At 39.6% G+C, this 26,604-nt stretch carries 31 protein-coding genes and 1 riboswitch; of the genes, 9 read left to right on the forward strand and 22 right to left on the reverse strand.

Going from position 1 to position 26,604, the window contains the following annotated elements:
• Positions 1-60: 60 nt before the first annotated feature.
• The 3 genes from CVD27_RS05330 to CVD27_RS05340 form a co-directional block, all read right to left on the reverse strand.
• Positions 61-990 (reverse strand): LCP family protein, encoded by a 930-nt coding sequence (locus CVD27_RS05330; RefSeq protein WP_101646847.1) that lies wholly within the window; start codon positions 988-990, stop codon positions 61-63.
• A gap of 307 nt (positions 991-1,297) precedes the next feature.
• A complete protein-coding gene (locus CVD27_RS05335; RefSeq protein ID WP_101646848.1) occupies positions 1,298-1,921 on the reverse strand; it encodes an NUDIX hydrolase in 624 nt (207 codons plus the stop codon).
• Between the two features lie 12 nt (positions 1,922-1,933).
• Positions 1,934-2,701 (reverse strand): TSUP family transporter, encoded by a 768-nt coding sequence (locus tag CVD27_RS05340; RefSeq protein WP_101646849.1) that lies wholly within the window; start codon positions 2,699-2,701, stop codon positions 1,934-1,936.
• Between the two features lie 170 nt (positions 2,702-2,871).
• On the opposite strand from CVD27_RS05340, the gene CVD27_RS05345 reads away from it, so the two are divergent.
• Complete coding sequence (locus CVD27_RS05345) at positions 2,872-3,222, forward strand: VOC family protein (protein ID WP_101646850.1); 351 nt, start codon at positions 2,872-2,874, stop codon at positions 3,220-3,222.
• Between the two features lie 50 nt (positions 3,223-3,272).
• On the opposite strand, the gene CVD27_RS05350 is transcribed toward CVD27_RS05345, so the two are convergent.
• Positions 3,273-3,590, reverse strand: a complete 318-nt coding sequence (locus tag CVD27_RS05350) for an antibiotic biosynthesis monooxygenase family protein (protein ID WP_101646851.1) — start codon at positions 3,588-3,590, stop codon at positions 3,273-3,275.
• Positions 3,591-3,754: 164 nt separating this feature from the next.
• On the opposite strand from CVD27_RS05350, the gene CVD27_RS05355 reads away from it, so the two are divergent.
• Positions 3,755-3,976 (forward strand): hypothetical protein, encoded by a 222-nt coding sequence (locus CVD27_RS05355; protein ID WP_101646852.1) that lies wholly within the window; start codon positions 3,755-3,757, stop codon positions 3,974-3,976.
• A 164-nt stretch (positions 3,977-4,140) separates the two neighbouring features.
• A complete protein-coding gene (locus CVD27_RS05360; RefSeq protein ID WP_101646853.1) occupies positions 4,141-4,482 on the forward strand; it encodes a YkgJ family cysteine cluster protein in 342 nt (113 codons plus the stop codon).
• A gap of 100 nt (positions 4,483-4,582) precedes the next feature.
• Here CVD27_RS05360 and CVD27_RS05365 read toward each other — a convergent pair whose 3' ends face one another.
• On the reverse strand, positions 4,583-5,608 hold the full coding sequence (locus CVD27_RS05365; RefSeq protein WP_101646854.1) for a threonine aldolase family protein: 1,026 nt from the start codon (positions 5,606-5,608) through the stop codon (positions 4,583-4,585).
• A gap of 41 nt (positions 5,609-5,649) precedes the next feature.
• Positions 5,650-5,781 (reverse strand): hypothetical protein, encoded by a 132-nt coding sequence (locus CVD27_RS28655; protein ID WP_257984273.1) that lies wholly within the window; start codon positions 5,779-5,781, stop codon positions 5,650-5,652.
• 21 nt (positions 5,782-5,802) lie between these two features.
• Here CVD27_RS28655 and CVD27_RS05370 point away from each other — a divergent pair, with 21 nt between their 5' ends.
• The gene (locus CVD27_RS05370; protein ID WP_101646855.1) at positions 5,803-6,630 is read left to right on the forward strand and encodes a YhcN/YlaJ family sporulation lipoprotein; all 828 of its coding nucleotides are present in this window, start codon (positions 5,803-5,805) and stop codon (positions 6,628-6,630) included.
• 67 nt (positions 6,631-6,697) lie between these two features.
• Here CVD27_RS05370 and CVD27_RS05375 read toward each other — a convergent pair whose 3' ends face one another.
• The 5 genes from CVD27_RS05375 to CVD27_RS05395 form a co-directional block, all read right to left on the reverse strand.
• On the reverse strand, positions 6,698-7,702 hold the full coding sequence (locus CVD27_RS05375; protein WP_101646856.1) for a DUF3231 family protein: 1,005 nt from the start codon (positions 7,700-7,702) through the stop codon (positions 6,698-6,700).
• A 149-nt stretch (positions 7,703-7,851) separates the two neighbouring features.
• Complete coding sequence (locus tag CVD27_RS05380) at positions 7,852-8,040, reverse strand: hypothetical protein (protein ID WP_180960161.1); 189 nt, start codon at positions 8,038-8,040, stop codon at positions 7,852-7,854.
• A 17-nt stretch (positions 8,041-8,057) separates the two neighbouring features.
• On the reverse strand, positions 8,058-8,318 hold the full coding sequence (locus CVD27_RS05385; RefSeq protein WP_180960162.1) for an SRPBCC domain-containing protein: 261 nt from the start codon (positions 8,316-8,318) through the stop codon (positions 8,058-8,060).
• A gap of 102 nt (positions 8,319-8,420) precedes the next feature.
• On the reverse strand, positions 8,421-9,848 hold the full coding sequence (locus tag CVD27_RS05390; RefSeq protein WP_101646859.1) for an amino acid permease: 1,428 nt from the start codon (positions 9,846-9,848) through the stop codon (positions 8,421-8,423).
• A gap of 176 nt (positions 9,849-10,024) precedes the next feature.
• Complete coding sequence (locus tag CVD27_RS05395) at positions 10,025-10,207, reverse strand: Fur-regulated basic protein FbpA (protein ID WP_101646860.1); 183 nt, start codon at positions 10,205-10,207, stop codon at positions 10,025-10,027.
• A gap of 258 nt (positions 10,208-10,465) precedes the next feature.
• Here CVD27_RS05395 and CVD27_RS05400 point away from each other — a divergent pair, with 258 nt between their 5' ends.
• From CVD27_RS05400 to CVD27_RS05410, 3 genes are all read left to right on the forward strand, one after another.
• Positions 10,466-11,377: an MBL fold metallo-hydrolase gene (locus CVD27_RS05400; RefSeq protein WP_101647065.1), complete on the forward strand. Its 912-nt coding sequence runs from the start codon at positions 10,466-10,468 to the stop codon at positions 11,375-11,377.
• A gap of 114 nt (positions 11,378-11,491) precedes the next feature.
• Positions 11,492-12,622 carry a C40 family peptidase gene (locus CVD27_RS05405; protein WP_257984275.1) on the forward strand — a complete coding sequence of 377 codons (1,131 nt, stop codon included), beginning with the start codon at positions 11,492-11,494 and terminating at the stop codon, positions 12,620-12,622.
• A 79-nt stretch (positions 12,623-12,701) separates the two neighbouring features.
• On the forward strand, positions 12,702-13,526 hold the full coding sequence (locus CVD27_RS05410) for a GDSL-type esterase/lipase family protein (RefSeq protein WP_180960163.1): 825 nt from the start codon (positions 12,702-12,704) through the stop codon (positions 13,524-13,526).
• 52 nt (positions 13,527-13,578) lie between these two features.
• Here CVD27_RS05410 and CVD27_RS05415 read toward each other — a convergent pair whose 3' ends face one another.
• Positions 13,579-14,142: a DUF2062 domain-containing protein gene (locus CVD27_RS05415; RefSeq protein ID WP_101646863.1), complete on the reverse strand. Its 564-nt coding sequence runs from the start codon at positions 14,140-14,142 to the stop codon at positions 13,579-13,581.
• Between the two features lie 297 nt (positions 14,143-14,439).
• On the opposite strand from CVD27_RS05415, the gene CVD27_RS05420 reads away from it, so the two are divergent.
• Positions 14,440-15,447 carry an NADPH:quinone oxidoreductase family protein gene (locus CVD27_RS05420; protein WP_101646864.1) on the forward strand — a complete coding sequence of 336 codons (1,008 nt, stop codon included), beginning with the start codon at positions 14,440-14,442 and terminating at the stop codon, positions 15,445-15,447.
• A 74-nt stretch (positions 15,448-15,521) separates the two neighbouring features.
• Here CVD27_RS05420 and CVD27_RS05425 read toward each other — a convergent pair whose 3' ends face one another.
• The 10 genes from CVD27_RS05425 to CVD27_RS05470 all read right to left on the reverse strand — a co-directional run bounded on the left by CVD27_RS05425 (position 15,522) and on the right by CVD27_RS05470 (position 25,701).
• Positions 15,522-16,340, reverse strand: coding sequence for a rhamnogalacturonan acetylesterase (locus CVD27_RS05425; protein WP_308301751.1), 819 nt, complete (start codon positions 16,338-16,340; stop codon positions 15,522-15,524).
• 184 nt (positions 16,341-16,524) lie between these two features.
• Complete coding sequence (gene cysI, locus CVD27_RS05430; RefSeq protein ID WP_101646865.1) at positions 16,525-18,243, reverse strand: assimilatory sulfite reductase (NADPH) hemoprotein subunit; 1,719 nt, start codon at positions 18,241-18,243, stop codon at positions 16,525-16,527.
• A 28-nt stretch (positions 18,244-18,271) separates the two neighbouring features.
• Positions 18,272-20,071, reverse strand: a complete 1,800-nt coding sequence (locus tag CVD27_RS05435; protein WP_101646866.1) for an assimilatory sulfite reductase (NADPH) flavoprotein subunit — start codon at positions 20,069-20,071, stop codon at positions 18,272-18,274.
• Positions 20,072-20,224: 153 nt separating this feature from the next.
• Positions 20,225-20,950 carry a sirohydrochlorin chelatase gene (locus CVD27_RS05440; protein ID WP_101646867.1) on the reverse strand — a complete coding sequence of 242 codons (726 nt, stop codon included), beginning with the start codon at positions 20,948-20,950 and terminating at the stop codon, positions 20,225-20,227.
• A 20-nt stretch (positions 20,951-20,970) separates the two neighbouring features.
• Positions 20,971-21,747, reverse strand: a complete 777-nt coding sequence (gene cobA, locus CVD27_RS05445; protein ID WP_101646868.1) for a uroporphyrinogen-III C-methyltransferase — start codon at positions 21,745-21,747, stop codon at positions 20,971-20,973.
• Positions 21,748-21,770: 23 nt separating this feature from the next.
• Positions 21,771-22,370 (reverse strand): adenylyl-sulfate kinase, encoded by a 600-nt coding sequence (gene cysC / locus CVD27_RS05450; protein ID WP_101646869.1) that lies wholly within the window; start codon positions 22,368-22,370, stop codon positions 21,771-21,773.
• Between the two features lie 15 nt (positions 22,371-22,385).
• Positions 22,386-23,537: a sulfate adenylyltransferase gene (gene sat / locus CVD27_RS05455; RefSeq protein ID WP_101646870.1), complete on the reverse strand. Its 1,152-nt coding sequence runs from the start codon at positions 23,535-23,537 to the stop codon at positions 22,386-22,388.
• A 63-nt stretch (positions 23,538-23,600) separates the two neighbouring features.
• Complete coding sequence (locus CVD27_RS05460) at positions 23,601-24,668, reverse strand: inorganic phosphate transporter (protein WP_101646871.1); 1,068 nt, start codon at positions 24,666-24,668, stop codon at positions 23,601-23,603.
• Between the two features lie 129 nt (positions 24,669-24,797).
• Complete coding sequence (locus CVD27_RS05465) at positions 24,798-25,514, reverse strand: phosphoadenylyl-sulfate reductase (RefSeq protein ID WP_101646872.1); 717 nt, start codon at positions 25,512-25,514, stop codon at positions 24,798-24,800.
• Between the two features lie 76 nt (positions 25,515-25,590).
• The gene (locus CVD27_RS05470; RefSeq protein ID WP_374703049.1) at positions 25,591-25,701 is read right to left on the reverse strand and encodes a DUF2292 domain-containing protein; all 111 of its coding nucleotides are present in this window, start codon (positions 25,699-25,701) and stop codon (positions 25,591-25,593) included.
• Between the two features lie 111 nt (positions 25,702-25,812).
• Positions 25,813-25,913: riboswitch (SAM riboswitch) on the reverse strand.
• Positions 25,914-26,094: 181 nt separating this feature from the next.
• On the opposite strand from CVD27_RS05470, the gene CVD27_RS05475 reads away from it, so the two are divergent.
• Complete coding sequence (locus tag CVD27_RS05475) at positions 26,095-26,376, forward strand: hypothetical protein (protein WP_180960164.1); 282 nt, start codon at positions 26,095-26,097, stop codon at positions 26,374-26,376.
• Positions 26,377-26,604 lie beyond the last annotated feature (228 nt).

The raw sequence follows: 26,604 nt of genomic DNA on the forward strand, positions 1-26,604 counted from the left end.
GCTTTTAGCAACCCTTTGTGGAAACTCTTTTTAAATTAACTTCTAACAGGAATTATTTTATTATGATGCTAAAAATTCACTGATTGCGGATTGATTTTCATCTAGGTTAATTCTAAGAACCGCTCCTACATCGTTAAATTCCTCATTCCTAAAGGAACCATCAATTGGAACACGCATCGTTTGTATGTCACCAGATTTTTTTGTAAGCAAATCTTTTCCCAAGGAGAACATGGTTTCTTTATCTAAATTGGTATCCACATATGAACCGACGACACCCATTATTTTAGGAAGCTTGACTAAAGTACCGACACTTAAGGCTTCATCCTTTAATTTTCCAATGACTTCCTGCTGCCTTTGAACTCGTCCAAAATCACTTAGGTTATCGTGTCTAAAACGTACATATCCCAATAACTTATCACCATGTAATGTTTGTTTTCCTGGCTCGATCGTCATAGCAATTCCAGAGGACATTTCATGTTGTACATCTACTTTAATACCATCAGGGGCAATAATATCTACAATTTTGGAAAACCCTTTAAAATCAACAACTGCATAGTAATTAACATCGATATTAAAATTTTCCTTAATCGTTTTTCTAAGAAGTTCTGGCCCGCCATATGCATAAGCAGCATTTAACTTTTGCTTTCCGTGTCCTGGTATATCAACATAACAATCTCTCATAATCGAAATCAACTTTGCTTGATGAGTGTTTTGATCATAGTGGGCAATCATAATAGAATCTGTTCGCGAATGCTCTTCGCCACGAGAATCACTACCTAAAAGGAGTACATTAATTTTACCGAATTTTACCTCTTCTCCATTAAAAGCGTAGGCTTTTTTCTCACCATTTTGTTTATCAGCCTTACCTAGCAAAACTCCTTGTGTATATTCATAAGCACTATAAACACCTGCACCAATGATCATCAAAATGAAAAAGAACATAAAAACCCTTTTCCATCGCACTCGTCTTCTTCTACGCATTCTTTCCATAATACACCTTCGTTCATCATTGTTAATAAGTTAAAGTTACAATTTTCATTATGTTCTCTACAAAACAATTAATATACTTATTTGTAAACCTTTTGTCAATACTAGATTCATTTCCAAACCTACTACAGAATAAGCGTAGGTTAAAAATTTGTAAATAAGTAATTTCTATCATTATAAAGGTACCAAAGAAAATGGTTGAATTAAACACATAAATCAAAAAAAGCTTGGTGATTAATCACCAAGCTGCTACAGATAACTTTTAACAAATAAAAATGGGAGTGTTCATTTTCAACACTCCCAACTGTCTCTAGTTGATTTTTTCTGCTATTTTTTGAATTATGGTTTTATAGTAACCATCAGGATGCGGAACAAATTGATTTCGTCCTACAAGTTTATTAATCAGCTCTTTACTACCATCTTGTTTTATTTCATATCCTACTACTCGAATTTCGTCTTTAGATCCTGTCCACAGTTCGCGAAAATAATTAAAATCCACTTGGACAATTCCTGCCACTTCTTCTTTTTGGAGGATAAATTCTTCTATCGGCACATGACATTGATATAAAAATACGTTTGCGATTTCATTATCAATGTAACTACCTTGGATAGAACAATAATCAATGATTCCTAATGGCTGTAACTCTTCAAAAGTTACATTGATACCTAATTCCTCACTTACTTCGCGAACTCCGTCTTGCACGGTTTCATTGGCTAATAAGTGCCCTGCAGCTGTAATATCATAGAGCCTGGGATTTTCCTTTTTACGTTCACTTCTAAGCTGTAAAATAAGGTTATTGTCATTATTATCTTTACTAAGAAACCAGCAGTGGAAAACCTCGTGCCAATAGCCTTGTTTATGTACCTCTTCTCGATCAGCCACACCCAATTCATTTCTCGCATAGTCAAATATTTTTATGAGCTCTTTTTCCATCCTTAGCCCTCCTTAATGAAGGTAATCGTACGTATTTTTTGCCAGAAGTAAAAAGGTCACAACGATAAACAATGCTCGGACGTAAGCACTTCCCCTCGCAATAGCAAACTTTGAGCCACAGACCGCTCCTACTACTTGAGCAATTCCCATGGGGATACCATAGGCATAATTAACCTGCCCTAAAAAGATAAACATAAGCAGGGCCGCAATATTACTTCCGAAGTTTAAAAACTTAGCATTCCCTGCTGCCTTTAAAAAATCAAAACCGATCATTAAAAATGAAAATATTAAAAACGAACCTGTTCCAGGACCAATAAATCCATCATAAAATCCGATGGCAAAGATAAGAATCATTAAAATAGTTAGATGACGAAATGGTAATTTTTTATTGGTTGATACACTTCCCCAGTCCTTTTTGAAAATCGTATAAATCGCCACAACGGCGAGCATGACAAGCATCAAAGGCTTTAACACTGCAGGATTCATCAAATGGACAGTCCAGGCTCCAATCATAGAGCCAATGAATGTTAAAGGAAATAACTTATAGACAGATTTAATGTCGAGCTTGCCTGAGCGATAGAACATAATGGTACTCGTTAAAGAGCCAATTGTCCCGGCAAGTTTATTTGTCGCTACCGCTGAAGCCGGTGACAATCCCGTAAATAACAATGCCGGTAAAGCAATAAGTCCGCCTCCGCCGACAACCGAATCAATAAATGCAGCTAAAAAACCAAATACAACTAAAATAATTAATAATGCCGGGTCTAAATCAAAATGCATCAAATCTACCTTCTCTCATATGACTATTGAAATAGTAGCTAAGATTTAAAGGATTGTAAATAGTTAAAGTTTGCTTCTGGGTCATTATCCTAATATAGATTTTGGAAAAGGAAGGAATTCAGCGGATTTGAGAGAAGTATTAATATATTTTATAAGGAGGTAACATACCTATGAACCCAATATTAAATCAAGTAGGAACGATTTTTATCCCCGTTCGTCATATCGAAGAAGCTCGTAATTGGTACTGTGATTTATTAGGATTTCCAACCGACGGAGAGATCCTTTTTGGTCACTTATATATGCTACCGATGAATGGAACAGGGATTGTGTTAGATAGTAAGATTTACTCAAAAGAAACCATTTTTAATACGCCTCCCTTTCATTTCAACACAAACAATATAGAGGAAGCATACGAGTATATGAAGCAAAAGCCTGTAGAATTAATCACAAAGATTGAGCATAACCATTGGTTTAATTTTAAGGACCCGGATGGAAACCATTTAATGGTTTGCCAATGTTAATGAACATAAAACAAAAAGGTAACAAGGGGTTCCTCTTGTTACCTTTTTGTTCATTTTTCAAAAGAGTAAGCTCTTTCCACTTTACAAACTCTAACAAAATAATTCTTATACCATTCTTCTTGGCCTTTTTGTTGCGCCATTTTATGCGCAGTATTGTTTTTCCAGTTCTCAATGGATTCCAGTGAATCCCAATAAGAAACCGTAATCCCCAAATGATTATCCCTCGAGCTTTCAACTCCTAAAAAACCCGGCTGCATGGAAGCCAGTTCTTCCATTTTTTCAGCCATCTTTCCATATCCCCTGTCTCCTTCTGTACGCTGTGAAGTGAATATCACGGCATAATATGGCGGCTCAGGTTTTGTATTCATCCTTCATTCCCCCTTTTTATTCACTATAATACAAAATTCAAATGAAAAGGAAAAAACTAAAATGATGATTTTTTTAGTAACATGGTCTCTAATTTAACCATAATCATATATTTAGTTAAGGATTTTTTTCTTAAACAATTTATATGAAATTAGGTGAGACCAAAATGTTTGCTGTTCATTTTTTTGAAAACAAAAACCTTTTGTTAAGCCAGCTCCTGCAGCGCGTGCCTTCCGTTGGTGAAGAATTAAAGATAAAAGGCCGTAAAGGAAAGATTTCTAGTGTGACTAATGTGGAAGGAAATAAGTTTCATGTCCAAGTTGTTATAGAAAAAGTGACAAAAGGGAAAACGGCGGTTATCGATCCTGCTAAAAAGAGAAAACGCTAATTTCAAAAAAGGATTAAAAACCATCAATTTAAAATGATGGTTTTTTGCATTTCGTTCTTTTCTGTTGACCTGAAACCGTTATCATGCTAATGTATGGAAACAAATTCATTTTTATAGATTTACAGTTTCATATTGTACAACAATGAAAGTGAAGTGGAAAAGAGATGGAGCACTTACCATGTCAGGGCTGCAAGGGGTTGTGCTGTGGTCCAGTTGCGATAACAGAACAAGAGTTAAAAAAGATTAAGAAAAAAATCAAGGCGATGCCGCGAAAAACGCGTGAACAATTAGAGAATCAACTCCGCTTTCATGGGACTTGTATTTTTTATGATATGGAAAAAGACCGGTGCGGAATTTATTCCGCCCGTCCGAAGCCCTGCAGTATGTTTGGCTACTATAAAGGAATGGCCTGTTTTCGCAAGCCGGAATTAGCAACAAAACAACATGGGCATAGAGAAGAACCAGTTGGAATCCTATCGATTGATTATACTTGGAAGGATTTTTAGTCCAAAAGCAACAAAGCTTACGAAAAGAGACTTAATAAAATACCAGAGTCCACTCTATGGTTGAGTACTCTGGTATTTTTTCAGCATTAACCCTATCAGATTACATCCACTTCTTCAATTCCTCAATAAACCCTTCAACCGCTTCCTCTTTCGTTGCCCACGAAGTCACCAAACGAATGGAAGAGTAGTCTGCATCTACCTTTTCCCACACATGAAATGAATACTTCTTTTCCAGTTCAGCAATCAACGAATTAGGAAATATCGGAAAAATTTGATTTGACGGAGAATGCGTTAGGAATTGAACCTTCGCTTGTATCAGTGCCTCCCTTAGCATTCCTGCCATTCTATTGGCGTGCTCTGCCAAATCAAAAAACAAATTGTCCCTAAATAGTTCAAAAAATTGGATTCCCAATAATCTCCCTTTCGCCAACATTGCCCCTTTTTGCTTCATATGATAACGGAAATCCGCCTTAAGAGAATCCCGACAAATGACCAAAGCCTCCCCTAACAAAGCCCCATTCTTTGTCCCGCCAATATAGAAAGCATCCACCAATTCAGGCAAATCATTTAATTGAAGATCATTTTCATCAGAACAGAGTGCAGACCCCAGTCTTGCTCCGTCCATATATAAAATTAGATTATTCTCACGACAAAATCCACCTAACTTTTTGAGCTCTTCTTTCTTATAAATGGAGCCAATTTCAGTCGAATTAGATATGTATACTAGCTTAGGTTTTACCATATGTTCATCAGGGTGACCCTCTAATACAGCTTTCACGCCATCTGGCGTAAGCTTTCCATCTTTACAGTCAACAGAAAGTACCTTATGTCCTGTTGCCTCGATTGCTCCTGTTTCATGACCAAGGATATGTCCCGTGCTTGCCGATATTGCTGCCTCATGCGGTCTTAAGAAAGCAGAAATAGCTGTCAAGTTGGTCTGCGTCCCGCCTGTTAACAAGTGAACATCAACGTCAGTCCGCCCCACTTTCTCCTTAATCAGCTCTATTGCCTTTAGTGTATATTGGTCCTCTCCGTATCCATCCTCTTGAACTAAATTGGACTCCATTAATGCTTTTAAAATTTGTGGATGTGCGCCCTCACTGTAGTCATTCTTAAAGCTGTACATGTTAATTCCCCCGTTTTTATTTTACCAATTTCGTTGCATTTTCAATCGTACCATAATCCAACAATATTGGTGAAAGAGGAAGCCTGTTGATAGACCCCTCCCATTTCAATATTTACCTTTGCACGTCCTCGAATACTTCCTCTTAAATGGGTGACGATAAATATGTACCACATTATTTTTAGGGAGTGAAGTTCTTGAAAAAAGGTTTAGTCACTTTCGTGTTAGCTTCTACCCTTGTTGGGTTAACTGGCTGTGCTGATAATCGAGATACTGCCACAAAAAACACCCTGAGAAATGACATGAACAACCGTCTTGATGTCCGTAATGTTAGAAACGATGTGGACAATCGTTTAAATGTTAATACAGTTAATGATCATAACTTACGATATTCGAATCGTGCCGGACGTGCTGTTGAAAAACTTCAAGAAGTAGACCTAGCACACGTCATCATTCGAAACAATGATGCCTATGTGGCAGTTCGCTTAAAAAATGGCCGCTACCAAACGAATACTGGGACAACCACGAACCGAAACATGGGAACTACAGGCACAACAAATATTACTAGCACAAACGGACGTTACAACCACATTACCGCACCTGGTGCGGGAACTGGCCTAAATGGCAATTACCCAAGTACGACTGGTGTTACAGGTATTGATAACACTGGAACAGGTTTAAACCCGGGAGTTGGAACTACTCGTGGTACAGTAGGAATTCGCGGGAATGGCACAACTGGAAATGTGTACAACAATAACAATACATTTACTGGTACTAATGACGGTACTACAGGAACCTACGACGGCACCCGAGCAAACTATCACAATGTTTCTTCTGCATTAGACCGAAAAATTTCGAAACAAGTACGAACGGCCGATAAATCGGTCAATAATGTCTATATTTCATACGATCGTGATTTTTTCAGTAAAATGACCGACTATTCAAATGATCTAAACAGAAAAGGATTCAACAGAAATAACCTTTGGAACGATTTTTCAAACACAGTCAATAACATCTTCCGATAATGGAGACGAAAATAAGCCTTGCCGCCTCTGCTTGAGTGGCAAGGCTTCTTTTCGTTTTGGACACAAACTATTTATCAATTAACTGATCCCTGTCATCTGCTTGCGGCGGTTCCTCTAACCAGCCATGTTTAATCATTATATTAGCTCCATCTTCCGCATACAGTGATATTTCCGGTAATAACGAGGCATACCTTGCTCCTAAATCTCTTCTCGGACTTGCCGCAATCGCCATCCCGTAATTTCCAATACCTGCAGCAATCATGGCAGATGTATGAAACATCATTAATTTATCTGAAAAAATGGAAGCCGTGCTATCCAGAACAGCGGAATCCCAACTCATTGGGGCTGGCAGGTCTTCTTTGATAAGGAATTGACTAAAGATTTCAATATGTTTTTGTGCAATTTGCTTCCCTCTTTTTAGGTATTGGGTAACCTCTTCATTTCTGGCAATTTGCGCAAAACCTGTAATTAAAGCTTTTCCAATCGCGTTAGTTTGAATATTGATAAATAAATGACTAATTTCAACTGAGGTCAAGGATCGTTTTTTTCCAAAAAACCCAGTTAAGAACTGTTGTTTCTCCACAAAATCTACTTTGTCCGGCGTCGAAATAAACGGAGGTCTTACATATGTACCTTCCTTTAACATTAACTCCCGAGTTAAATCCTGTAGTTTAACTGCACCATTTAAAACCCTTTTATGAAAAGAAATGACATCTTCACGGGTTCCAAATCCGATTGCCGCACTGCTAGCGGCCATGGCTAAAATCGACATTTGTCTTAAGTACATGAGTACAAATGTATCCGAAAAAAGCTTCGGGGCACCCGGCAAAACGTCCTTATCTGTAAATCCAATAGGAATGGGGAATTTTTCATTGGTAAATACATTTTCAAGGATCTCTATATTTCCTTTTGCAATGGATAAGGTAAATTCAATAATCGGGCGTACTTCTGGATCTGTTGCTTTCATTAGGAAGTGGCTATTGACACATATAGCAATTGTATCATTGATGTATTGAGCCCATAAACTCGACATTTCCGCTACCGTTAATCGAAGTTCAGATTGTTTTTCCATTTAAACACTCTCCCGAACATTGGATTATTTTTATTCTTACTACGTACCTCCAATATTTCTTTAGAGGTTAGTTTTTCCAATGGAAAGTAAAAATATGAATAAATAATGTTCACTATTTCCACACAAAAAGAGCGGTCACAACCGCTCTTTCATGTTCTTCTTTTCTTTAATTGGTAAATCCTCCTCTTGATTTCCTTTTCAAGCTGCGTGAAAAAGTTCTCTAACCCTTTTTCGGCTCCGGAATCTAGAACCCTTTTTCCTGCTAAGCCGATTGCCCCTGATACCTGCCCTTTTGCCTTGCAATTTAATTGAGTGCCCCCTTGATTCTCTTTCAGCATAAGTATGGCACTGCCATTCATTTGTCTAAATTGCCGTTCCCTTTCATTTTAAGACGAAAGGACGATGGCTCCTTTTCCCCATCCAATTGAATCTCTAATTTAAATAGGTCCTGAATGGGTCCCATATTCATTTGGATTTCTGCCAAGTAAACCCCCGTTGAAATCTGGGCAAAGGACTTGCATCCCGGGAGTGCATTCCTAAGGACTTTATCATTTTTTATATACTTCCAAACCACAGTTCTCGGTAACCCGAAGTGATATTGGTACTCAATCTCCACCGTTCCTCCCCCAATGCCAACAGATCTAGTCATTTATTATTATTCAATGATGGGCGAAGTGGTTAAAAGAAACTATAAGATTAACACTGAGTTCTCTCTTTTTTATTTTTCTTCCTTATCATCTTTAATTGAGGTTAGTTCTTCAGAGAATTCCGTTAATAAGGCTGGTTTTTGTATTACCTGTCCTTTTCTAGAGCTGGTTTTGGCATTAATCCGGGATCTCGACACAAAATAGATGGCACCAAAAATTACAGTCATCACAATCCCAGACACAAGACCGGTTCCTTGTCCAGGAATTAAAGGCATACTCAAAAGTACGACAATCAAACTAATGAATGCAATATACGAAGTATACGGAAAGCCCTTCACTTGGCAGATACCTTCAGGAGGACAACCTGCTCTTTTTCGAAAACGGATATGACTTGCCATGATAACTGCATACGTGAAAATCAAAGTGAAACCGCTGGTGCTGATCAAAACCAAATAAACCCTCGGAAACAACAGGCCAAAGCCTAAGCCTAGAAGCATAGCAAGACCAGAAAAAAGAATGCCACGATAAGGTACATCTTTTGTATCTTTCAACAACTGTGGTGCATGTCCTTCATCTACAAGTGAACGAATCATTCTCCCAAGCCCAAAAATCGCGGCAAGCATCGCAGACAAGCTCGCCGAAATCAACACCAGATTAAGGGCAGAACCAGCCCAACCAATCCCCCAACGATCAAGTGAGACTACCATCGGACTGACGGTTTCATTTAGTGATGCTGTCGGTATTAATGGTAGAAGGGCTGTTGCATATAAAATATACAAACCAACTAAGGAAAACACCGTATAGCGAATCGCCTTTGGAATTGTTTCACGGGGATTTCTTGCTTCTGAAGCTGCCAGGCCAATGATTTCAAAACCTGCATAAGCAAAAACCACAAGTAACATACTTCCGGCAATTCCTTTTACCCCGCCAGGCATTAAAGACTCTCTAGCCAACTCCCCTGCCCCAATCGCTCTCGCGCCAGGAAGCAGACCTGCAATTAACACTATTGCTGTAAGGATAAAAAACACTATTGCAAATATTTTTACTCCGGACAATCCGCTTACAATTTTGCCAAATTTGTCTGCACCTAATAAATTAACAAATGTAACCCCGACAATGAGTATACTGCCGAAAATAGCGATTGATAGATGTGGAAACCATTGACGAAGCAGAATAGTTATGGCGGTAGCCTCACTCGACATCGATAATACGGTACCCGTCCAATACAGCCACCCTACAATAAATCCTAATCCTTGCCCTAGTTCCCGTGCAGCAAAATTACTAAAAGAGCCCACCGTAGGATTGGCAACCGTCATTTCTGAGAGTGCATATAGGATTAAATAAACAAGGACTCCTGCTAAAATATAGGACAATAAAATAGACGGCCCTGCTGCATGAATGGCAACGGATGATCCTAGAAAAAAGGAACCTCCAATGACACTTCCTAAGGCCATCATCGTTAACTGCCCTGCCGACAGTCCTTTTTGTTTTGTCTCCATTAAATGTTTTCTCCCCATACTCTAAATTTTTTCACATGTAGACATATTATTTACCCCCCTTTTCCGTTTGATTCTTAAAAGAGACCAATTGGACCTTATGTGAAAACTGGATAATAACAAAGAAGCCGCCCTAACGGGGCGGCTCCTTCTCTTTCTTATGTTGGATATTTCAAGTATTACATATAAGTATGTTGGATTGGCGGGCTTGCCATGCCTAGATTAAAATATTCCTTTTCTAGCTCGCTCAGGGTCATTTCATATAGATGTCTATTTTTAATTTTGTACACCCCTGAATTGAGTAGTTCATCCATCAAAATTTGCCTCTTCTCCTGGATAGCTTCCTTAAGTAATTCACTCACCCTAGAAACCTCCATTCATAGACTTAAATTTTTGACCTTCTGTTTATCATTATAAATAGTCCTATTTTAGAATATTGTCGAACCGGCACTGTCGATTCAATTTTAACGTTATTTTAATGAACGCAACCATTTAATAATATGGACAATTATTTTTTCACTATATTTAATCTGTTTGTCAAAATTGCTAATTTTTGATGGGTTAAAAAATAATTGCTATACTCGATTTATATAAAGACTTCCCAAGAGACTAAGGTGATGATCATGAAAAAGTACTCAAATTTAGAAGGTGTAGAAAACAATAAAAGCTTTAAAGACATGAGAAAATGGCAAAAAGAACGAAAATCCAAGGTGAAGGATTTAACAATAAATATTGAACAGTCACCTGTAAAAAAGATAAAGGAAATTCATAAAAACAGGAGCCAGACCTCTTATACCTGGATTGGCCATTCCACCTTTTTAATCCAGTTAAATGGAGTAAATATTTTAACAGACCCAGTCTGGGCAAAACGGATGGGCTTTCAGAAAAGATTAACCGAGCCTGGCATAGCTTTAGAAGATCTGCCAGAGATTGATCTTGTCGTCATTTCGCACGGTCACTATGATCATTTGGATTTTCCAACATTAAAAAAATTAAAAGGCAATCCCCATTATTATGTACCAGCTGGATTAAAAGACCTCTTTTCAAAAAAGGGTTATCAAAAAGTAACAGAACTAAACTGGTGGGAAAATGCCAAACACAATGGAATTAACATTCATTTCGTCCCCGCTCAGCATTGGACTAGGCGGACCCTTACCGATATGAATACATCACATTGGGGTGGGTATATTTTTCAAACAGGAAAAGAAAGCTTATATTTTGTGGGTGATACTGGCTACTTTAACGGTTTTAAACAAATCTCTGAACGATTTGAAATTGATACCGTATTTATGCCGATTGGGGCCTATGAACCGGAATGGTTTATGGCTGTTTCCCACATTTCTCCTGAAGACAGTGTCAAAGCCTTCATCGAGTTAAAGGCAAAAACATTTGTTCCCATGCATTACGGAGCCTATCGTTTAGCAGACGACACGGGACCCGAAGCTCTTGAACGTTTATACCGAGCTTGGGAAAGTCACCAGCTTCCAAAGGAAAAATTAAAGGTTCTATTAATAGGCGAATCAATTATGTAGTTGTCAAATGGAGGATATTTATCTTATAAGACAGACACCCTCCATTTCTATTTCATTCCCCTTTTCTTCTGATATTAAACTGTAATACTCTCATAACACACCTGATAAAATGATTTGCTACAATCAACAGCAAGATTTAAGGATATTTTAGATAATCATAGTAAATCAATTTTTAAAGAAAGTAGTGGTGTGATTGTGATCAAAAAGGTTCTCATACTTTGGGGAATATCGATCTTCCTTTCAACTGCCGGGGTTGATTTCTCTAAACCTATTGTTCATGCAGAAGTCTTAGGTGACTTACATAATAAACCTTCCCTTCCTCCTTCCGTACCTTCATCCAATTTAAATAATAAATTCATTCAAGTTTCGAAGGATATCGAAGAGAATACAGCGGCCATTCAAGAGGCCGACCAAAACCAAAAAAAGCTGCAGGTTGAAATTGAAAAGCTTGAAAAAGACATTGATATAATAAAGGGTAATTTAGAAAAGCGAACAACAATATTAAAACAACGGGCCCTTGCCTATCAGCGCAGTGATCAACATATTGCCTATCTTGAAGTTTTGCTTGGTTCAACAAGTTTGAGTGATTTTTTCAACCGGGTTGGGGCAGTTGCAGCGATTGCTGATGCTGATCAGGAATTGATCAAACAACAAGAAAATGAGCAACGGAAGTTTGTCTATAAAAAAGAAAGTTTAAACAATAAGTTGACAGTACTAGCCCAATTAAAAGATAATCTAAAAAAAAGAAAAACATACTTGGAAAAACAGCAAGCTGAATATAAACAAATCGCAATGCAGGCTGAACGTGAAGTTCCTCAAGATTCTCAACCAAACATAACGGTTCCTGTAAAATCAAAAAATGGTTATATACATACGGTCACAAATGCAGGGAAGAAATATATTGGAAAATCTGTTTATGTGTTTGGAGGCGGCCGAACCGCTTATGATATTGCCAATGGTCGATTTGATTGCTCTGGTTTCGTTCATTGGGCGTTTGCTCAAGCCGGGATAAACATTGGTCAGAATACGGATTCAATCAAGCGTGAGGGCCGCGAGATTTCTTCTGCTAATATGCAGCCGGGCGATCTCGTGTTCTTTGACACCTATAAAAAAGATGGTCATGTTGGGATCTATATTGGAAACGGGAAATTCATCGGTTCCCAATCCTCGACAGGGGTGGCGATTGCCGATATGAAACAAGGCTATTGGAAGGAAACTTTTAACGGACGGGTCATAAGAATTTAATGCCCAATTTGTTGGAAATCAGCTCCTACATATTTCTGTTGTTTTCCTTGTTATAATGAAATATCAGGGAGTGAAATATATGAAAATTATTAAATACTTGGTTTGTTTGGTATTACTGATTGGAATTGGTACTGCCCTATGGATTTATTATCCTCATTACCAGCTTTACCAGTTGAAAAAACACACTGTCAAAGCAAGCCAAACAGCAACTGAACATAAAGTTTCTTATCTATCATATTTTAAAAACTCAAAAGCTGATACCTTGCATCATTTAGCCTTGGGAGATTCCATTATTCGCGGCGTTGGTGCCGGACAGACAGAAAACATGGTTACCCAATTTTCTAATATGCTTGGAGAACAAGCTGCAAAAAAGATTGAGTTTAACAATCAAGGGATCAATGGAATCACTAGTGGCGAATTGAACCAGTTAGTTCAAGCTGGTAAATTTGATGAGTCTATTAAGCAGGCAGATATTATTACCATTAATGTTGGAGGAAATGATATTCTAAAAGCTGCAAAAGGGCTAGACCTGCAATCCGTATTTGAGACCTATGATCAACTTCAAACCACCTATACGAAAAATTTAACCGATATTACATCGCGAGTCACAAAATTAAATCCACATGCTACGGTTGTTTTGTTGGAATTATACAATCCGTTATCTCCTGATAACAAAATGTATTCCTTAGCCGATAAACTTTTGCCAAAATGGAATGTTCATATCTATGAAGTGGCTAATAAACTGCCCTCTTCCATCGTCATTGAAACAACAAAAGTAATTAATGGCGAGCATTTACAAAACCTGTCAGCCGATGGTGTTCATCCAAATTTAGCAGGCTACACTGCTATATCTGAGCAGATGATTTATCAATTTAAACATCAATTTCGTAAAAGTGCAGTATAAAAAAACGAAGGAGTGCGACTCCTTCGTTTTTTTTGTGCGAACGTTTACACGGTCAAATAAAATTTTTATTTATTCTTTTGATGCGGATTTCACTTTTAGTTCGTCTTCTTTTTAATCGATTCACTCGTTCTTTTTCATAAAAATAATGAACAATAAAATAAGAAATTACGCTTAGGATAACTCCAAAAATCGTCATCCCGATTAGAGCGTGAAACCCTCCATGGATCAGACTTACTAAGCTATGGAAATCACCATGTATAAGTCTTTCGAATGAAAAGGAACCATTGTGCCCCATTTTTACCTTCATTGGAAAAATAAGTTTCCCTAATTTTCTGGCAAAAGGCAGTAAAATTACCGGAAGCAAGGTAAGTTTTCCAATTACATTTCCGATGATGGAAGCTGGCAATGAGCCTTTAGCTAAACGGACGATCGGTACAAATAGTATATATATTAGGGACGCAGACGAAATGACTAACATTTCTAGCCCGAATCCTATTGCAAATCCTAATGAAACCTTTTTCGCCCCTCCTGGAGAACGGAGAAGTTTTAAAAAGTTTAACTTAAAAGCACGTCCTAGACGTTGAAAGAAATTATACTTTTTATGTTTTATGCTCATAAGTTACCCCCCCGACCGAATACAATAAAAAGATTATAGGTTAATTATATTCTAAATAAGCCAAATAAACCAGAAGTACTATTCAGGATATTTGATTATTAATATAAATTTAATCTAATGGCAGATTATTTAATTAAAAGTTCATCCTAAGGTACACGAAATTTATCTAGTGAACATTCTGACCTATGAAATTCCTCGTATTTTCACAAATAGCGCATTCTATATAAAGATAAAATGATATTATTATTATATGATGTAAGTGATTTTATTTTTGTACAAGCAAAGGAGTTAATAATTATGCCGCAAACGTTTCGTGCCCTGATTGTTGATAAGCAGGACGAGAACTTTTCTGTCGAGATACAAAAACTAACCTTAGCCGATCTGCCAGAAGGAGATGTCTTAATTCGAGTTCACTACTCCAGTGTGAACTATAAAGATAGTTTGGCAAGCATTCCAAATGGTAACATTGTTACTCGTTATCCATTTGTACCTGGAATTGATTTAGCAGGTGTTGTCGTCTCATCCAGTGACAGTCGATTCCAAGAAGGAGATGAGGTGATTGCCACTAGTTATGATATCGGGGTCTCCCATTTTGGCGGATACAGTGAATATGCCCGTATTCCTGCGAAGTGGATCGTCCCGCTGCCAAGCGGTTTGACGCTAAAAGAAGCAATGGTAATTGGTACAGCCGGATTTACAGCTGCCCTTTCTGTTCAACGCTTAGAAGAAAATCATGTTTCGCCAGATAAAGGTAAGGTACTTGTTACCGGGGCAACTGGGGGTGTTGGCAGCTTTGCCGTTTCCATTCTCGCTAATCTTGGCTACCAAGTGGAAGCTAGTACAGGCAAAGAATCCGAGCATGAGTATTTGAAAAAGCTTGGTGCAACGGCAGTTATCTCCCGTGAGGAAGTGTATGATGGAAAAATTAGAGCTTTAGGCAAGCAAAATTGGTTTGCTGCAGTCGATCCTGTTGGTGGGGAGCCGCTTGCTTCGTTATTGAGTCAAATTCAATACGGCGGTTCGGTTGCTGCAAGCGGATTAACGGCTGGGACAAAACTGCCTGCCTCGGTGTTTCCTTTTATTCTTAGAGGCGTAAACTTGCTTGGGATCGACTCTGTTTATTGTCCAATGGAGGCAAGATTAAAAATATGGGATCGTCTTGCAGGCGATTTTAAACCGGCTAACCTCGAGGAACTTATCCAAGAAGAAGTAACGCTTGAGCAGCTGCCTGAGATACTTCCCACTCTCTTAAAGGGTCAGGGACGAGGTAGAATTATTGTGAGTTTAATCGAAAATCGCCGATAAGATGATATTTCTAAAACCAAAACATTAAAAGAAAGACTGCTTTTAAAGAAAAGAAGCAGTCTTTCTTTCATTACTTAACGATATTTAGCAAGAATATGATTTTCTAAGGGTAAATGCAGCTCCTCTATCCCCTCAATGACCAATTTAGCGATTTGCTCTGCCCCATATTCCTGAAAATGAGTTGGGTCCTTAACTCCTTGCGGGTAGTTTGGATATTTTCCTGCTTTTAGCCATAAAAATAATCTTTTAGTATCAACGGAACCTAGCTGTTGGTATAGTCTTCTACTTTTAGAAGCTAAATCAATCACAGGGACATTTTCTTCTTTAGCAAGGGCCTTCATGGCTGCTGGATAACGTCCGTGAGTATTCAATGCCCTGCCATCACTTGAAAAGCTCATCCTTTGAACTGGTGTGACTAGAATCGGAATAGCCCCTTTTTTCCTTGCTCCATCAATATAATGTTTCAAATAACTCTTATAGGTTGTGTTTGGATTTGTGTGGAGATTCGGATATTTCACTTTTTCATCATTGTGGCCAAATTGAATAAACAGATAATCTCCCTTTTGAATACTGTTTAAAATCCAGTTTAATCTCCCTTCATTGATAAAGCTTTTCGAACTTCTTCCTCGTTTTGCAAAATTCCGGATTGTGACTTGTTGGTCAAGCATGGTTGGTAACACTTGGCCCCACCCTGAACGCGGAAATAGTGAACTTGGATAATCGGATACAGTTGAATCCCCAGCAAGATAGATAGTAACAGGTTTTGGTGCTTGCTGTGCCATGGCAGGCTTTGGTGTAGCTACTGATTTGTTATAAATAATACAAGCGGACAGACCCGTTAGGATGACCAGCAATGAAATGAATCCGATCTTCATTTTTACTCTTTTTTTCAACCTTCTTTCCCCCTATAAATAGAACCACTCATGTAAATATATTTTTCCTGTAACTTTCGTAATCAATCCATTTTTACATCTTTTTTAATCTTCTGTACAGCTTTTTCATCCTTTTTTCATAAATTTTTAGGTTCTTAAACAAAAAAAAGAGAGACAGAATTCCTGCCTCTCCTTTGAAATAGGTCTATTCGTGGAAATTTGTACCGTCAGTTGTTGCTTGAACGATTCCCGCACGGATAACGAAATCACCGAAGTGCTCGCCTTCCTGTCTTTCTTTCGCATAGCGTGGAAGAATGACACGTAATTCCTTAAGAATTTCTTCTTCACCGATATTTTCACGATACATTTTGCTTAAACGGCTGCCGTCATGTGCTGCCCCAAGATACATATTGTATTTACCTACCGCTTTACCGATAAAGCCGATTTCACCAAGGGCGTGTCTTGCACAACCATTTGGACAGCCAGTCATACGAATGGTAATATCTTCGTCACGTATGCCTGCCTCATCAACAATCTCATCAATTTTTGTAATCAAAGATGGTAGATAACGCTCAGCTTCTGCCATCGCTAATCCACAAGTTGGAAGTGCGACACATGCCATAGAATTGCGGCGAAGCGCAGAGTAATGCTTTCCATCCGTTAATCCGTATTTTTCAATTAATTCATTGATTTTCTTCTTTTTCTGGCTTGAAACGTTGGCAATAATGACGTTTTGATTACCGGTTAAGTGGAAATCACCAGAATGAACTTTGGCAATTTCGCGCAAGCCAGTTTTTAATTTATAATCATCGTAATCCGCCACGCGGCCATTTTCGATGAATAAGGTAAAGTTCCATTTTCCTTGAACCCCTTTAACCCATCCATAGCGGTCGCCATTATGGTCGAATTTAAATGGTTTCGCTTCATCCAGACTCCAGCCTAAACGGCTTTCAAGCTCCGCCTTGACATTTTCAAGCCCAAGTCTGTCAACTGTGTACTTAAAGCGGGCATTTTTACGAACAGAACGATTTCCGTAATCGCGTTGAATCGTAATGGTTTTTTCAGCCACTTCATAAAGTTGGTGCGGTTTAACGAAGCCGATCACTTTTGCCAGCTGCGGGTAGGTTGCGGTATCACCGTGTGACATACCCATACCGCCGCCAATCCCTACGTTAAAGCCGATTAGTTTGCCATCTTCCACAATTGCAATGAAAGCCAGGTCTTGTGAAAAGACATCAATATCATTGGATGGCGGTACAGCGATACCAATTTTGAACTTACGCGGCAAATAGGTTGGACCATACATTGGTTCTACTTCCTCAAATTCAGGAGTGCCGGCTACTTTTTCTTCATCGAGCCATACTTCATAATACGCTCTTGTTTTCGGAAGTAGATCCTCACTTAATTTTTTAGACCATTCATACACTTCAGCATGAATCTCAGATTGATATGGATTCGATGCACACATTACGTTACGGTTTACATCTCCGCAGGCTGCAATGGTATCCATAAGTGCCGCATTAATTTCTTGAATGGTACTTTTCATATTCCATTTTAGAATTCCGTGCATTTGCCATGTCTCGCGGGTGGTCAGCTTTAAGGTGCCGTTACCATATTTGTCAGCAAGTTCATCCATCACAAGCCACTGGTTCGGGGCTGCCACTCCTCCTGGGAGTCGTACACGCAGCATAAATTGATAGGCTGGTTCAAGCTTTTGTTTTGCACGCTCGTTGCGAAGGTCACGGTCGTCCTGTAAGTAGCTGCCATGGTGTTTCATTAGACGGTTATCGTCGTCTGGAATACCGGCGCTGATTCGATCCTGCATAACTTCTTTCAAGGTTCCGCGCAGATAGTTGCTTCGTACTTTTATATCCTCAACATCACTTGGTGGTCCATCTGGTGCTTTTAAAATTTGATTAACCATGTTGAATAAAAACTCCTTCCCCTTAAAATCAGTATACATCTCGCTGGTAACGTTTTTGCTGCTGCATGTTAGCAAGATAAGCCTCTGCTTCCTCACGGCTCATGCTGCCTTCTTTTTCAATGATGTCGATGAGTGTTTGATGAACATCATGTGCCATATGTTTCTCATCTCCACAGATGTATACAGCGGCACCTTCTTGAAGCCATTCGAATAACTCTTGGCTGTTTTCAAGCATACGGTGCTGTACATATACCTTTTGATCGGTGTCTCTTGAAAAAGCAACATCTAATTTCGTTAATGTTCCATTTTGCAGCCATTTTTGCCATTCAACCTGGTAAAGGAAGTCTGTTACGAAATGCTGATCACCGAAGAACAACCATGATTTCCCTTCTGCACCCGTTTCTTCACGTTCCTGCATGAATGAGCGGAACGGAGCTACCCCTGTACCAGGGCCAATCATAATGATAGGTGTTTCAGTGTTTTGTGGCAATTTAAAGTTTTCGTTTTGCTGTACATATACGTTTAGAATATCCCCAGGGTTGATACGGTCAGCTACTAATGTCGAACAAACTCCGTTTCGGCTGCGTCCATGTGCTTCGTAGCGAACAGCACCGATGGTTAAATGAACTTCATCAGGATTGGCCGCTAAGCTTGAAGCAATCGAGTAAAGACGACCAGGGATTTTTCGTAAAATCGAAACAAACTCCTGTGCGGTTACGTTCCATGGAGCATAGTCGCGAACTAAATCGATTAAATCGCGTCCATGAATATAACCTTTTACTTCTTCTTCTTTACCAGGAACAAGAAGATCTTGTAACTCTTTATTTCCAGTCAGCTCTGCCGCTTTTTGAAGAAATGGTTTTGTTAGTACGCTAATTTCATAATAGGAAACAAGCGCATCTCTTAAAGTACGGACATCGCCCTGTTTCACGTTTACTTTTTCATCAGGGTTCAGGTTTAATTCCTTAATTAAAAGGTCCACTAACTCTGGGTCGTTGTCTGGATAAATCCCGAGAGCATCTCCTGGCTCATAGGTCAGACCGGAACCTTCAAGTGAAATCTCAAGGTGGTGTGTTTCTTTATTCGAGCCTCTGCCGTTAAGATTAATGTTTTCTAAAACTTCAGCTTTGAATGGATTTGTTCTTGAGTAAACCGATTCGAGTGCTGGGTTTATTGCCGTCTGAGAAGGTGCTTGAGTTGATCCAACGGCATCACCTAAGCTTGCAAGAACTCCTTCAAGCCATTCAGCAGCTGGTTCATCAAAATCCACATCACAGTCAAAGCGTGGATATAGACGTGTTCCTCCAAGTTCTTCAAGACGAGCATCGAAGTCTTTTCCTGTCTGGCAGAAAAATTCGTAGGAGCTGTCTCCAAGGGCTAAAACGGAAAAATGTAAGTCTTCTAATTTTGGTGCCCTCTTACTGTATAGAAATTCATGGAAGCTTATCGCATTATCTGGCGGATCCCCTTCTCCGTGTGTGCTCGCGATAATAAGAAGGTTTTGAAGCTTCTTAAGATTGTTAGGTTTGAAATCACTCATCGCACTGACAGTTACTTGGTATCCGTTCGCTTCTAGTGCTTGTGCTGATTTTTTCGCTAAACCTTTAGAATTCCCTGTTTGGGAGCCGTAAAGGATGGTTACCTCTTTTGAGATTTTTGGGCTTTCAGTTGGAACCTGAGTTAATTGGGCTGCTGCGGTTCCTAGCTGGGAGCCAGCAAGATAGCCGCTAAGCCAAACCTTTTGTGTTTCTGACAAGGTTGGCAGGAGTCTGTTAAGGAGCTCCACTTGCTCCTGTGTAAACGGGCTGTTCAATACCTGAAGTTGCAACAATACCACCTCACATGGAATAAAAAATTAATTATTTTACTGAGAAAACTCTCTCTAATAAACTAGGATGCCACTTTTTTTTGTTTCAGACAACTATTATTCTAAAAATATACTGAATTTTTATTAAAAATTGTTTTTTTGATCGTAAAAGGACTATCTTCCCAATGCCCGCTCCATCACAATATCCTCAATCACCCGATGGCTGCTCAAGATACCTGTATGATAGATCTCTCTGCCCATTTTCGCCCACTTTCGAATTTCAGCAGTTACTTCTGCTATCAGGAGTCCTGAGAATAATAAGTAAGGAATCACAATCACCTTGCCCTCAGCTTTTTCCATCACTGTAGTTAACCCCTCTTGTAATCGGGGTTCTGCAGCTGCCAAATAGCATACCGAAACGCCGGTTATCCCAAGCCGTTCCTTTATACCATCCGTAATCAAACCGAAATCAGCTAGAGTATCCGGATCACTGCTTCCCCTTCCGACAATCAAAACCTGATCCTGAATCCCGACTGAGCCTGCGGTTTCTCTAACCAATTCAGCCACTGCATCAAGAATCATTCCTTGAACACCGAAAGGATCCTTTACTTTTATTGAAACATGAGGAAACTGCTCTTTAATCGATTCAAGAACATGGGGAATATCTTGTTTGATATGCCCGGCAGCCAATAGAAATAAGGGAACAACCGTTACTTCTGTTGCACCTCTTTCCACGCACTGCCTAAATCCTTCTTCAATCGATGGATCTGTTAATTCTAGAAAACTAATTTGCTGTATGGGTACATCCACCCGCTCACTGACTCTCGCAACAAAGGCCCTTGCCTCGTCTGCTCCTTTTTTCGAGCGTGTCCCATGACCGATATATAAAACGGCTTTCATCATCATACCCTCCAAGCACATTACCCATGAACAACCGGGAGATTTGGAACAATTTCTTCTTGAAACCAGTTTAACCGATTATGAAGCTTCACAACCTCACCAATCACAATCATGCTTGGGTTTGAAATCGCTGCTTCCTTTACACGGTCTTCAATGTTCTCAAGCGTTCCTACCACCGTCTGCTGATCACTTAACGTTCCCCAATGAACGAGGGCAATCGGAGTGTCAGGTGATTTGCCGTTTTCGATTAACTGCTGAATGATGGTTGGCAGATGGGATACACCCATATAGATACAAAGTGTATCCACCCCATTAGCCAAATGATACCATTGATGATCCGCTGCCACATCTCCTGCCTGATGGCCAGTGATGAAAGCAAAACTTTTGCTTACATTGCGATGAGTCACCGGAATCCCTGCATAAGCGCTGGCGGCAATCCCAGAAGTAATTCCGGGAACCACTTCAAACGGTACATCATGTTTCACACATTCCTCCGCTTCCTCGCCGCCGCGGCCAAATACAAATGGATCCCCGCCTTTTAAGCGGACAACCTGAAATCCTTTTTTAGCGTATTTCACTAAAAAGTGATTAATCGTTTCCTGCTTCATGGTATGGTAGTTGGGGAGTTTGCCGCAGTATACCAGCTGCGCCCCCTCTTTTGCATAATTTAATAGTTCCGGATTTACGAGCCGATCATAGAGGATGACATCGGCTTGCTTAAGGCATCGTAATCCTTTGACCGTTATTAAATCTGGATCGCCAGGACCCGCACCCACTAAATAAACCTTGCCAACCATGGCTGTTCATCCTTTCCTAAAAACTAGATAATATTCTTTTCTTGCAGGTATTGAAGAATTTGCTGTACTGCCTCTTCCACCGATAATTGGTCAGAGCGAATCGTCACTTCTGGACGCTCCGGTGCTTCATATGGTGAATCAATTCCTGTAAAATCTTTAATTTCCCCGCGGCGTGCTTTTTCATAAAGCTTCTTCGGATCACGCGCTTCACATTGTTCAAGCGGACAGTCAATGAATACTTCAATAAACTCGCCTTCTTCAAACAAAGCACGAACCTGATCGCGGTCAGAACGGAATGGAGAGATAAATGCAGTGGTTACGATTGTACCACTATCAACAAATAGTTTAGCTACTTCCCCAATGCGGCGAATATTTTCTGTCCGATCATAATCAGAAAATCCCAGGTCCTTATTCAAACCATGACGGATATTATCGCCATCGAGTACATATTCACTAATTCCCTGGCGGTATAATTCACCAGATACAGCATTTGCAATAGTTGATTTACCAGAGCCAGAAAGACCTGTAAACCAAAGTACGCAGCTGGCATGACCATTTTGTGAGTGGCGGTCTGCTTTAGTGACGGTTGCAGCATGCCATGTGATATTTGATGCTTTTGACATTGTTGATTTTCCTCCTTAAACTGTTGCAGTTTCTTCCTTCATGCCTTCAATCAGTACTTCCACAACCTCTTTACGGCTGAAAGTTGCAGGAGGAAGAACACCAGCACGAAGCATTTCTCTTACTTTTGTTCCAGAAAGGATTACGCGATCTTCTTTAGTATGCGGGCAAGTTTTGTCAGATGCCATACCTTCGCATTTATTGCAATAGAAGCTGTGTTCAAAGAACATTGGTTTAATGCCAAGCTCGCCTTCAGCGAAATTACTGAAAATGTGCTGTGCATCGTAAGTTCCGTAGTAATTGCCTACACCAGCATGGTCGCGGCCAACGATGAAGTGTGTGCAGCCAAAGTTTTTACGTGCAATGGCGTGGAAGATCGCTTCTCTTGGACCAGCATAACGCATTGCCGCAGGATATACTCCAAGCTGTACACGTTCAGCAGGATAGTAATTTTCAAGTAATACACGATAGCTTTTTAAACGAACTTCTGCTGAAATATCATCTGATTTTGTTTCTCCTACAAGTGGGCTTACGAATAATCCATCAACCGTTTCTAAGGCAGCTTTTTGGATGTACTCGTGTGCACGGTGAATTGGGTTTCTAGTTTGGAAACCAACGATTGTTTTCCAGCCTTTTGCTTCAAACATAGCACGTGTTTCTTTTGGCTCATACCAAACATCAGCGAAAACGCCTTTTTCTGATTTCTTCACAAGAACAATATCCCCTGCTACATAAACAGGTCCTCTTTCATATAAACGCTTCACGCCTGGGTGAGCAACTTCGTCTGTTTTGTATACTTCGATTGCTTCTTTATCTAAATCTGGCTCATACCATTCAGATACCTTTATGACACCATAAACTTCGTTTTGAAATACTAACTTGATTTCTTCTCCGGCTTTAAGTGTTGCAGCAATTTCGTATGAAACTGGCAATGTAACTGGGATGGACCAGATCGTATTGTCAGCCAAACGCATATTAGCAACAACATTTTCGTAATCGGCCTTTCCAAGGAACCCTGTTAGCGGGCTGAATAGTCCAACACCAATCAACTCTAGATCACTCAAGGCAATGGCATCAATTTCAATTTCTTTCTCAATGTTTGTTAAATCATAAGTTGGATCGAATGCTTGGATTAGTTTTCCTCCGTGAGGTGCTGGTAAAAATGACACTTTTAATCAAGTCCTTTCTTTTTTAAAAAATTATATATCAATAAAATTATGAAACTAGCAGGTTTACTCTTTTGCAATCTCCTGGTGCACTGTTATACTTGATTTTTGCTTTTTCATTAATGACATGATACCTATGACGGAAATCAAGACACCGGCCATTGCAATGATTGGGTAAAAGTTATGTTCAATAATCAATTGGATTAATGTATATGATAATACCATGGATAAAACAGGTGATACAATCCAAACTGTAAGAAGTTGTACAACGATATCTTTTTTCAAAACAGATTTGCCGTTTTTAGCATAGCCAATCCCAATAATGGAGGACGTGGTAATTTGTGTCAATGGAACCGGAATTCCGAAAACAGATGCGATGGTCACGATTGTCGCGCCTGTTCCTGAAATCACACATCCCTCTTCAAGACGAAGGGAAGTAATTTTCTTCCCATTGGTTTCAAGAACTCGATGGCCGAGCATAAGTGCTCCTCCGGCTACGAATAACCCGCCCCAGAAAATCCCGTTTCCAGTGGAAAGAATTTTGGCACCGACAAGCGGACCAACTGCATTTGCAACATTATTCATTCCAGCTGAAAAGGCTTCGAAAAGGCCCATAAAGACAACCAGAATGGAAAGATAAGGTACTGCTTTCGGTGCTTCCATCCACTTTTTCAAATGTTTGTTTTTTAATAAAAATGTAACAGAGATGGCTATGATAAAAGCAACAAACGGTGTCAGTAGCCAGAATAACATGATCCATACAAGTTTACTGGCAAACACAGATTGATAGACAATCCCTGCACCAACCACAGCCCCCACCGCTACTTCGCTCGTAGATAGCGGGATGCCGAAGATATTAGCTAGAAACAATGCTAAAGCTGCTGAAGTTAAAACAATTAATGCGACAGGAACCGTAAACGTGCTGCTAGGCACAATTCCGCTTCCTAATGTTTTAACTACTTCTCCTCCACCAAGCCAGGCACCAAGGAATACAGTAATACTGCACAGAATCAAGGCCAAACGTTTTTTTACAACGCCTGCACCATAAGCAATTCCCATTGATGCTGCTGCTCCGCTGGCGCCAATATTGATGGCAAAAAATAAACCAACCGTAATTGCGATAATTGTGAGCATTTGGAACACCCTCCTTTACACCCGCTTACTAGGCTAAAATCCCCCACGTGTTTTTTGCTAGATTCATAGCCTAAAGCGGCGGGCACTGCCCATCAATGCCCGACAATCCTAAGGTGTGGGGATGACTGGTTAGCGGGTATGTAAGCCGCATTCTGTCTTGCCGCTGCCTACCCAGCGTCCTGCACGTGAATCCCCGCCATCTGCAACAGGTTTTGTACATGGGAAGCATCCAATGCTAGGGTAATTATGATCGTGTAAGGTGTTGTATGGAAGATCCTTTTTCTTGATGTAATCCCATACCTCATCCCAAGTCCAATGAATCAACGGACAAATTTTAATATTCTCGAATTTGTCATCCTTATTAAGGAATTCAGTGTTAGCTCTTGTTGGAGACTGTTCACGGCGAAGGCCTGAAATCCACGCTTGTTTCGCAGTCAGTGTTTCCCTTAATGGAATAACCTTACGAATGTTACAGCACTGATTGGCATCTCTTAGCCACAACGCAGAGCCATATTCTGCTGCTTGCTCATCAAGAGTGACTTTCGGTTGTTTCCGCTCGATTCTTAGTGTTGGGAAACGAGCCTCCATTTTGTCGATGACCTCATAGGTTTCCGGAAAATGAAGTCCAGTATCTAAGAAAACAATATGAGCATCTGGTTTTACCTGTTGGATCAGGTCAATTAACACGATGGCTTCAGCACCGAAGCTTGATGCATAGACAATCTCTTGGTCAGGATACGTGTTGTATGCCCACTTTAATACGGACAGTGCCCCTTTTGTCTCATCATCGAAAGAGAAAGTGTCTGAAATTTGTTGCCAATTTTGATAGGTTATTGCAGCTGTCATGCCACATGCCTCCTTTTTTTATAAAAAAAGCGTCTTCCTGGAAGGTTGACGTTTTAGTCAGCCTCCAGAATTCTGGTCAGCGGATTTTATTCTGTTTAAGACGAACCTTTTCGTTTTTTTCAATTTGAACAATCTTTCCATCCTGAACTACTAGTGTAATAGAGCCAAATTGCAAGGAAACCAGCATTTTCTCTAAATGAGTGATCAGTTCTTCCCTTTCAATAGCGTTCAGCTTGATTCGCCTCCTTTTCACAAAAAACGCCTTTCCCATTTTAGGAAAGGCGTTAGTCTAGTGAACACCTTATCTCCAAAATGAGAATCATTTTGCTGGAATTGGCACCTTGCTTAGCAGGTTGCCGGGCTTCATCGGGCCAGTCCCTACGCCTCTCTTGATAAGAATTATTAATCGATGAAATTAATCCTACCATACCAATAGGTTTTATGTAAATAAAAAAATCTAAAATTTTAAAAATTCCTTTGTCTTCTTTTTCTGTAGAACATTGGACGAAAAAATTTTTTAGAAACGAATGCCCTTTTTTGAAAATTTGCATTTACTGTAATGTGAAGGAGGAGGATGGATGTGACCGAATTAACTTTTCATCAAATTGCCCATGAACTCTTGAAGAAGGAAGTAGAAGTCGTTACCCTTCAAGGGAATTTTGTCGGAAGACTTCTTGAGGTTGGCAGAGATGTTATTGTATTGGAAAGTAGAGGCAGAATGCGCGAACGTGTTTTGGCCATTAGAATTGAAACGATTGTGGCGATCTTCCGTGTAGAAAATTTCGCACCTAGAGGACCATTTGGTTTTAATCCAAGTGAAGTTGAAAGTGAATCTCATCATGAGGAAAGCAGCAGTCATTAATGTAAGAATAAAGAGGAAGCAATCTTTGCTTTCTCTTTTTATATAAAAGTGAACACTACCCTTCTTCCTATTAGCGTGATAAAATATTAAAATGGTTAGAAATGGAGGATCGATTTTGTTTATTACCTTAGTCCAATAAGCAAAGTTTTGCTGGTTCTGAAATTACATATAATACCGAATTTCCTTCATGTTAGGACGAGAATAAAATTTTTAAAGATTGAAGGGTTC

Source organism: Neobacillus cucumis (assembly GCF_002860255.1).
GTDB lineage: Bacteria > Bacillota > Bacilli > Bacillales > Cytobacillaceae > Neobacillus > Neobacillus cucumis_A.

What these genes read in the sequence shown, in the direction of transcription:
- CVD27_RS05390 (WP_101646859.1), bottom strand. Translation starts at nt 9,848, where the DNA reads ATGGAGACAAAACAAAAAGGACTGTCGGCAGGGCAGTTAACGATGATG.
- CVD27_RS05365 (WP_101646854.1), bottom strand. Translation starts at nt 5,608, where the DNA reads ATGTACAGCTTTAAGAATGACTACAGTGAGGGCGCACATCCACAAATT.
- CVD27_RS05470 (WP_374703049.1), bottom strand. Translation starts at nt 25,701, where the DNA reads ATGCTGGTTTCCTTGCAATTTGGCTCTATTACACTAGTAGTTCAGGAT.
- CVD27_RS05335 (WP_101646848.1), bottom strand. Translation starts at nt 1,921, where the DNA reads ATGGAAAAAGAGCTCATAAAAATATTTGACTATGCGAGAAATGAATTG.
- CVD27_RS05375 (WP_101646856.1), bottom strand. Translation starts at nt 7,702, where the DNA reads ATGGAAAAACAATCTGAACTTCGATTAACGGTAGCGGAAATGTCGAGT.
- CVD27_RS28655 (WP_257984273.1), bottom strand. Translation starts at nt 5,781, where the DNA reads ATGTGGTACATATTTATCGTCACCCATTTAAGAGGAAGTATTCGAGGA.
- cysC (WP_101646869.1), bottom strand. Translation starts at nt 22,370, where the DNA reads ATGTCAAAAGCATCAAATATCACATGGCATGCTGCAACCGTCACTAAA.
- CVD27_RS05415 (WP_101646863.1), bottom strand. Translation starts at nt 14,142, where the DNA reads ATGAGCATAAAACATAAAAAGTATAATTTCTTTCAACGTCTAGGACGT.
- CVD27_RS05460 (WP_101646871.1), bottom strand. Translation starts at nt 24,668, where the DNA reads ATGCTCACAATTATCGCAATTACGGTTGGTTTATTTTTTGCCATCAAT.
- CVD27_RS05345 (WP_101646850.1), top strand. Translation starts at nt 2,872, where the DNA reads ATGAACCCAATATTAAATCAAGTAGGAACGATTTTTATCCCCGTTCGT.
- CVD27_RS05330 (WP_101646847.1), bottom strand. Translation starts at nt 990, where the DNA reads ATGGAAAGAATGCGTAGAAGAAGACGAGTGCGATGGAAAAGGGTTTTT.
- CVD27_RS05355 (WP_101646852.1), top strand. Translation starts at nt 3,755, where the DNA reads ATGTTTGCTGTTCATTTTTTTGAAAACAAAAACCTTTTGTTAAGCCAG.
- CVD27_RS05380 (WP_180960161.1), bottom strand. Translation starts at nt 8,040, where the DNA reads ATGCTGAAAGAGAATCAAGGGGGCACTCAATTAAATTGCAAGGCAAAA.
- CVD27_RS05410 (WP_180960163.1), top strand. Translation starts at nt 12,702, where the DNA reads ATGAAAATTATTAAATACTTGGTTTGTTTGGTATTACTGATTGGAATT.
- CVD27_RS05440 (WP_101646867.1), bottom strand. Translation starts at nt 20,950, where the DNA reads ATGAAAGCCGTTTTATATATCGGTCATGGGACACGCTCGAAAAAAGGA.
- CVD27_RS05350 (WP_101646851.1), bottom strand. Translation starts at nt 3,590, where the DNA reads ATGAATACAAAACCTGAGCCGCCATATTATGCCGTGATATTCACTTCA.
- CVD27_RS05465 (WP_101646872.1), bottom strand. Translation starts at nt 25,514, where the DNA reads ATGACAGCTGCAATAACCTATCAAAATTGGCAACAAATTTCAGACACT.
- CVD27_RS05420 (WP_101646864.1), top strand. Translation starts at nt 14,440, where the DNA reads ATGCCGCAAACGTTTCGTGCCCTGATTGTTGATAAGCAGGACGAGAAC.
- CVD27_RS05360 (WP_101646853.1), top strand. Translation starts at nt 4,141, where the DNA reads ATGGAGCACTTACCATGTCAGGGCTGCAAGGGGTTGTGCTGTGGTCCA.
- cobA (WP_101646868.1), bottom strand. Translation starts at nt 21,747, where the DNA reads ATGGTTGGCAAGGTTTATTTAGTGGGTGCGGGTCCTGGCGATCCAGAT.
- cysI (WP_101646865.1), bottom strand. Translation starts at nt 18,243, where the DNA reads ATGGTTAATCAAATTTTAAAAGCACCAGATGGACCACCAAGTGATGTT.
- CVD27_RS05340 (WP_101646849.1), bottom strand. Translation starts at nt 2,701, where the DNA reads ATGCATTTTGATTTAGACCCGGCATTATTAATTATTTTAGTTGTATTT.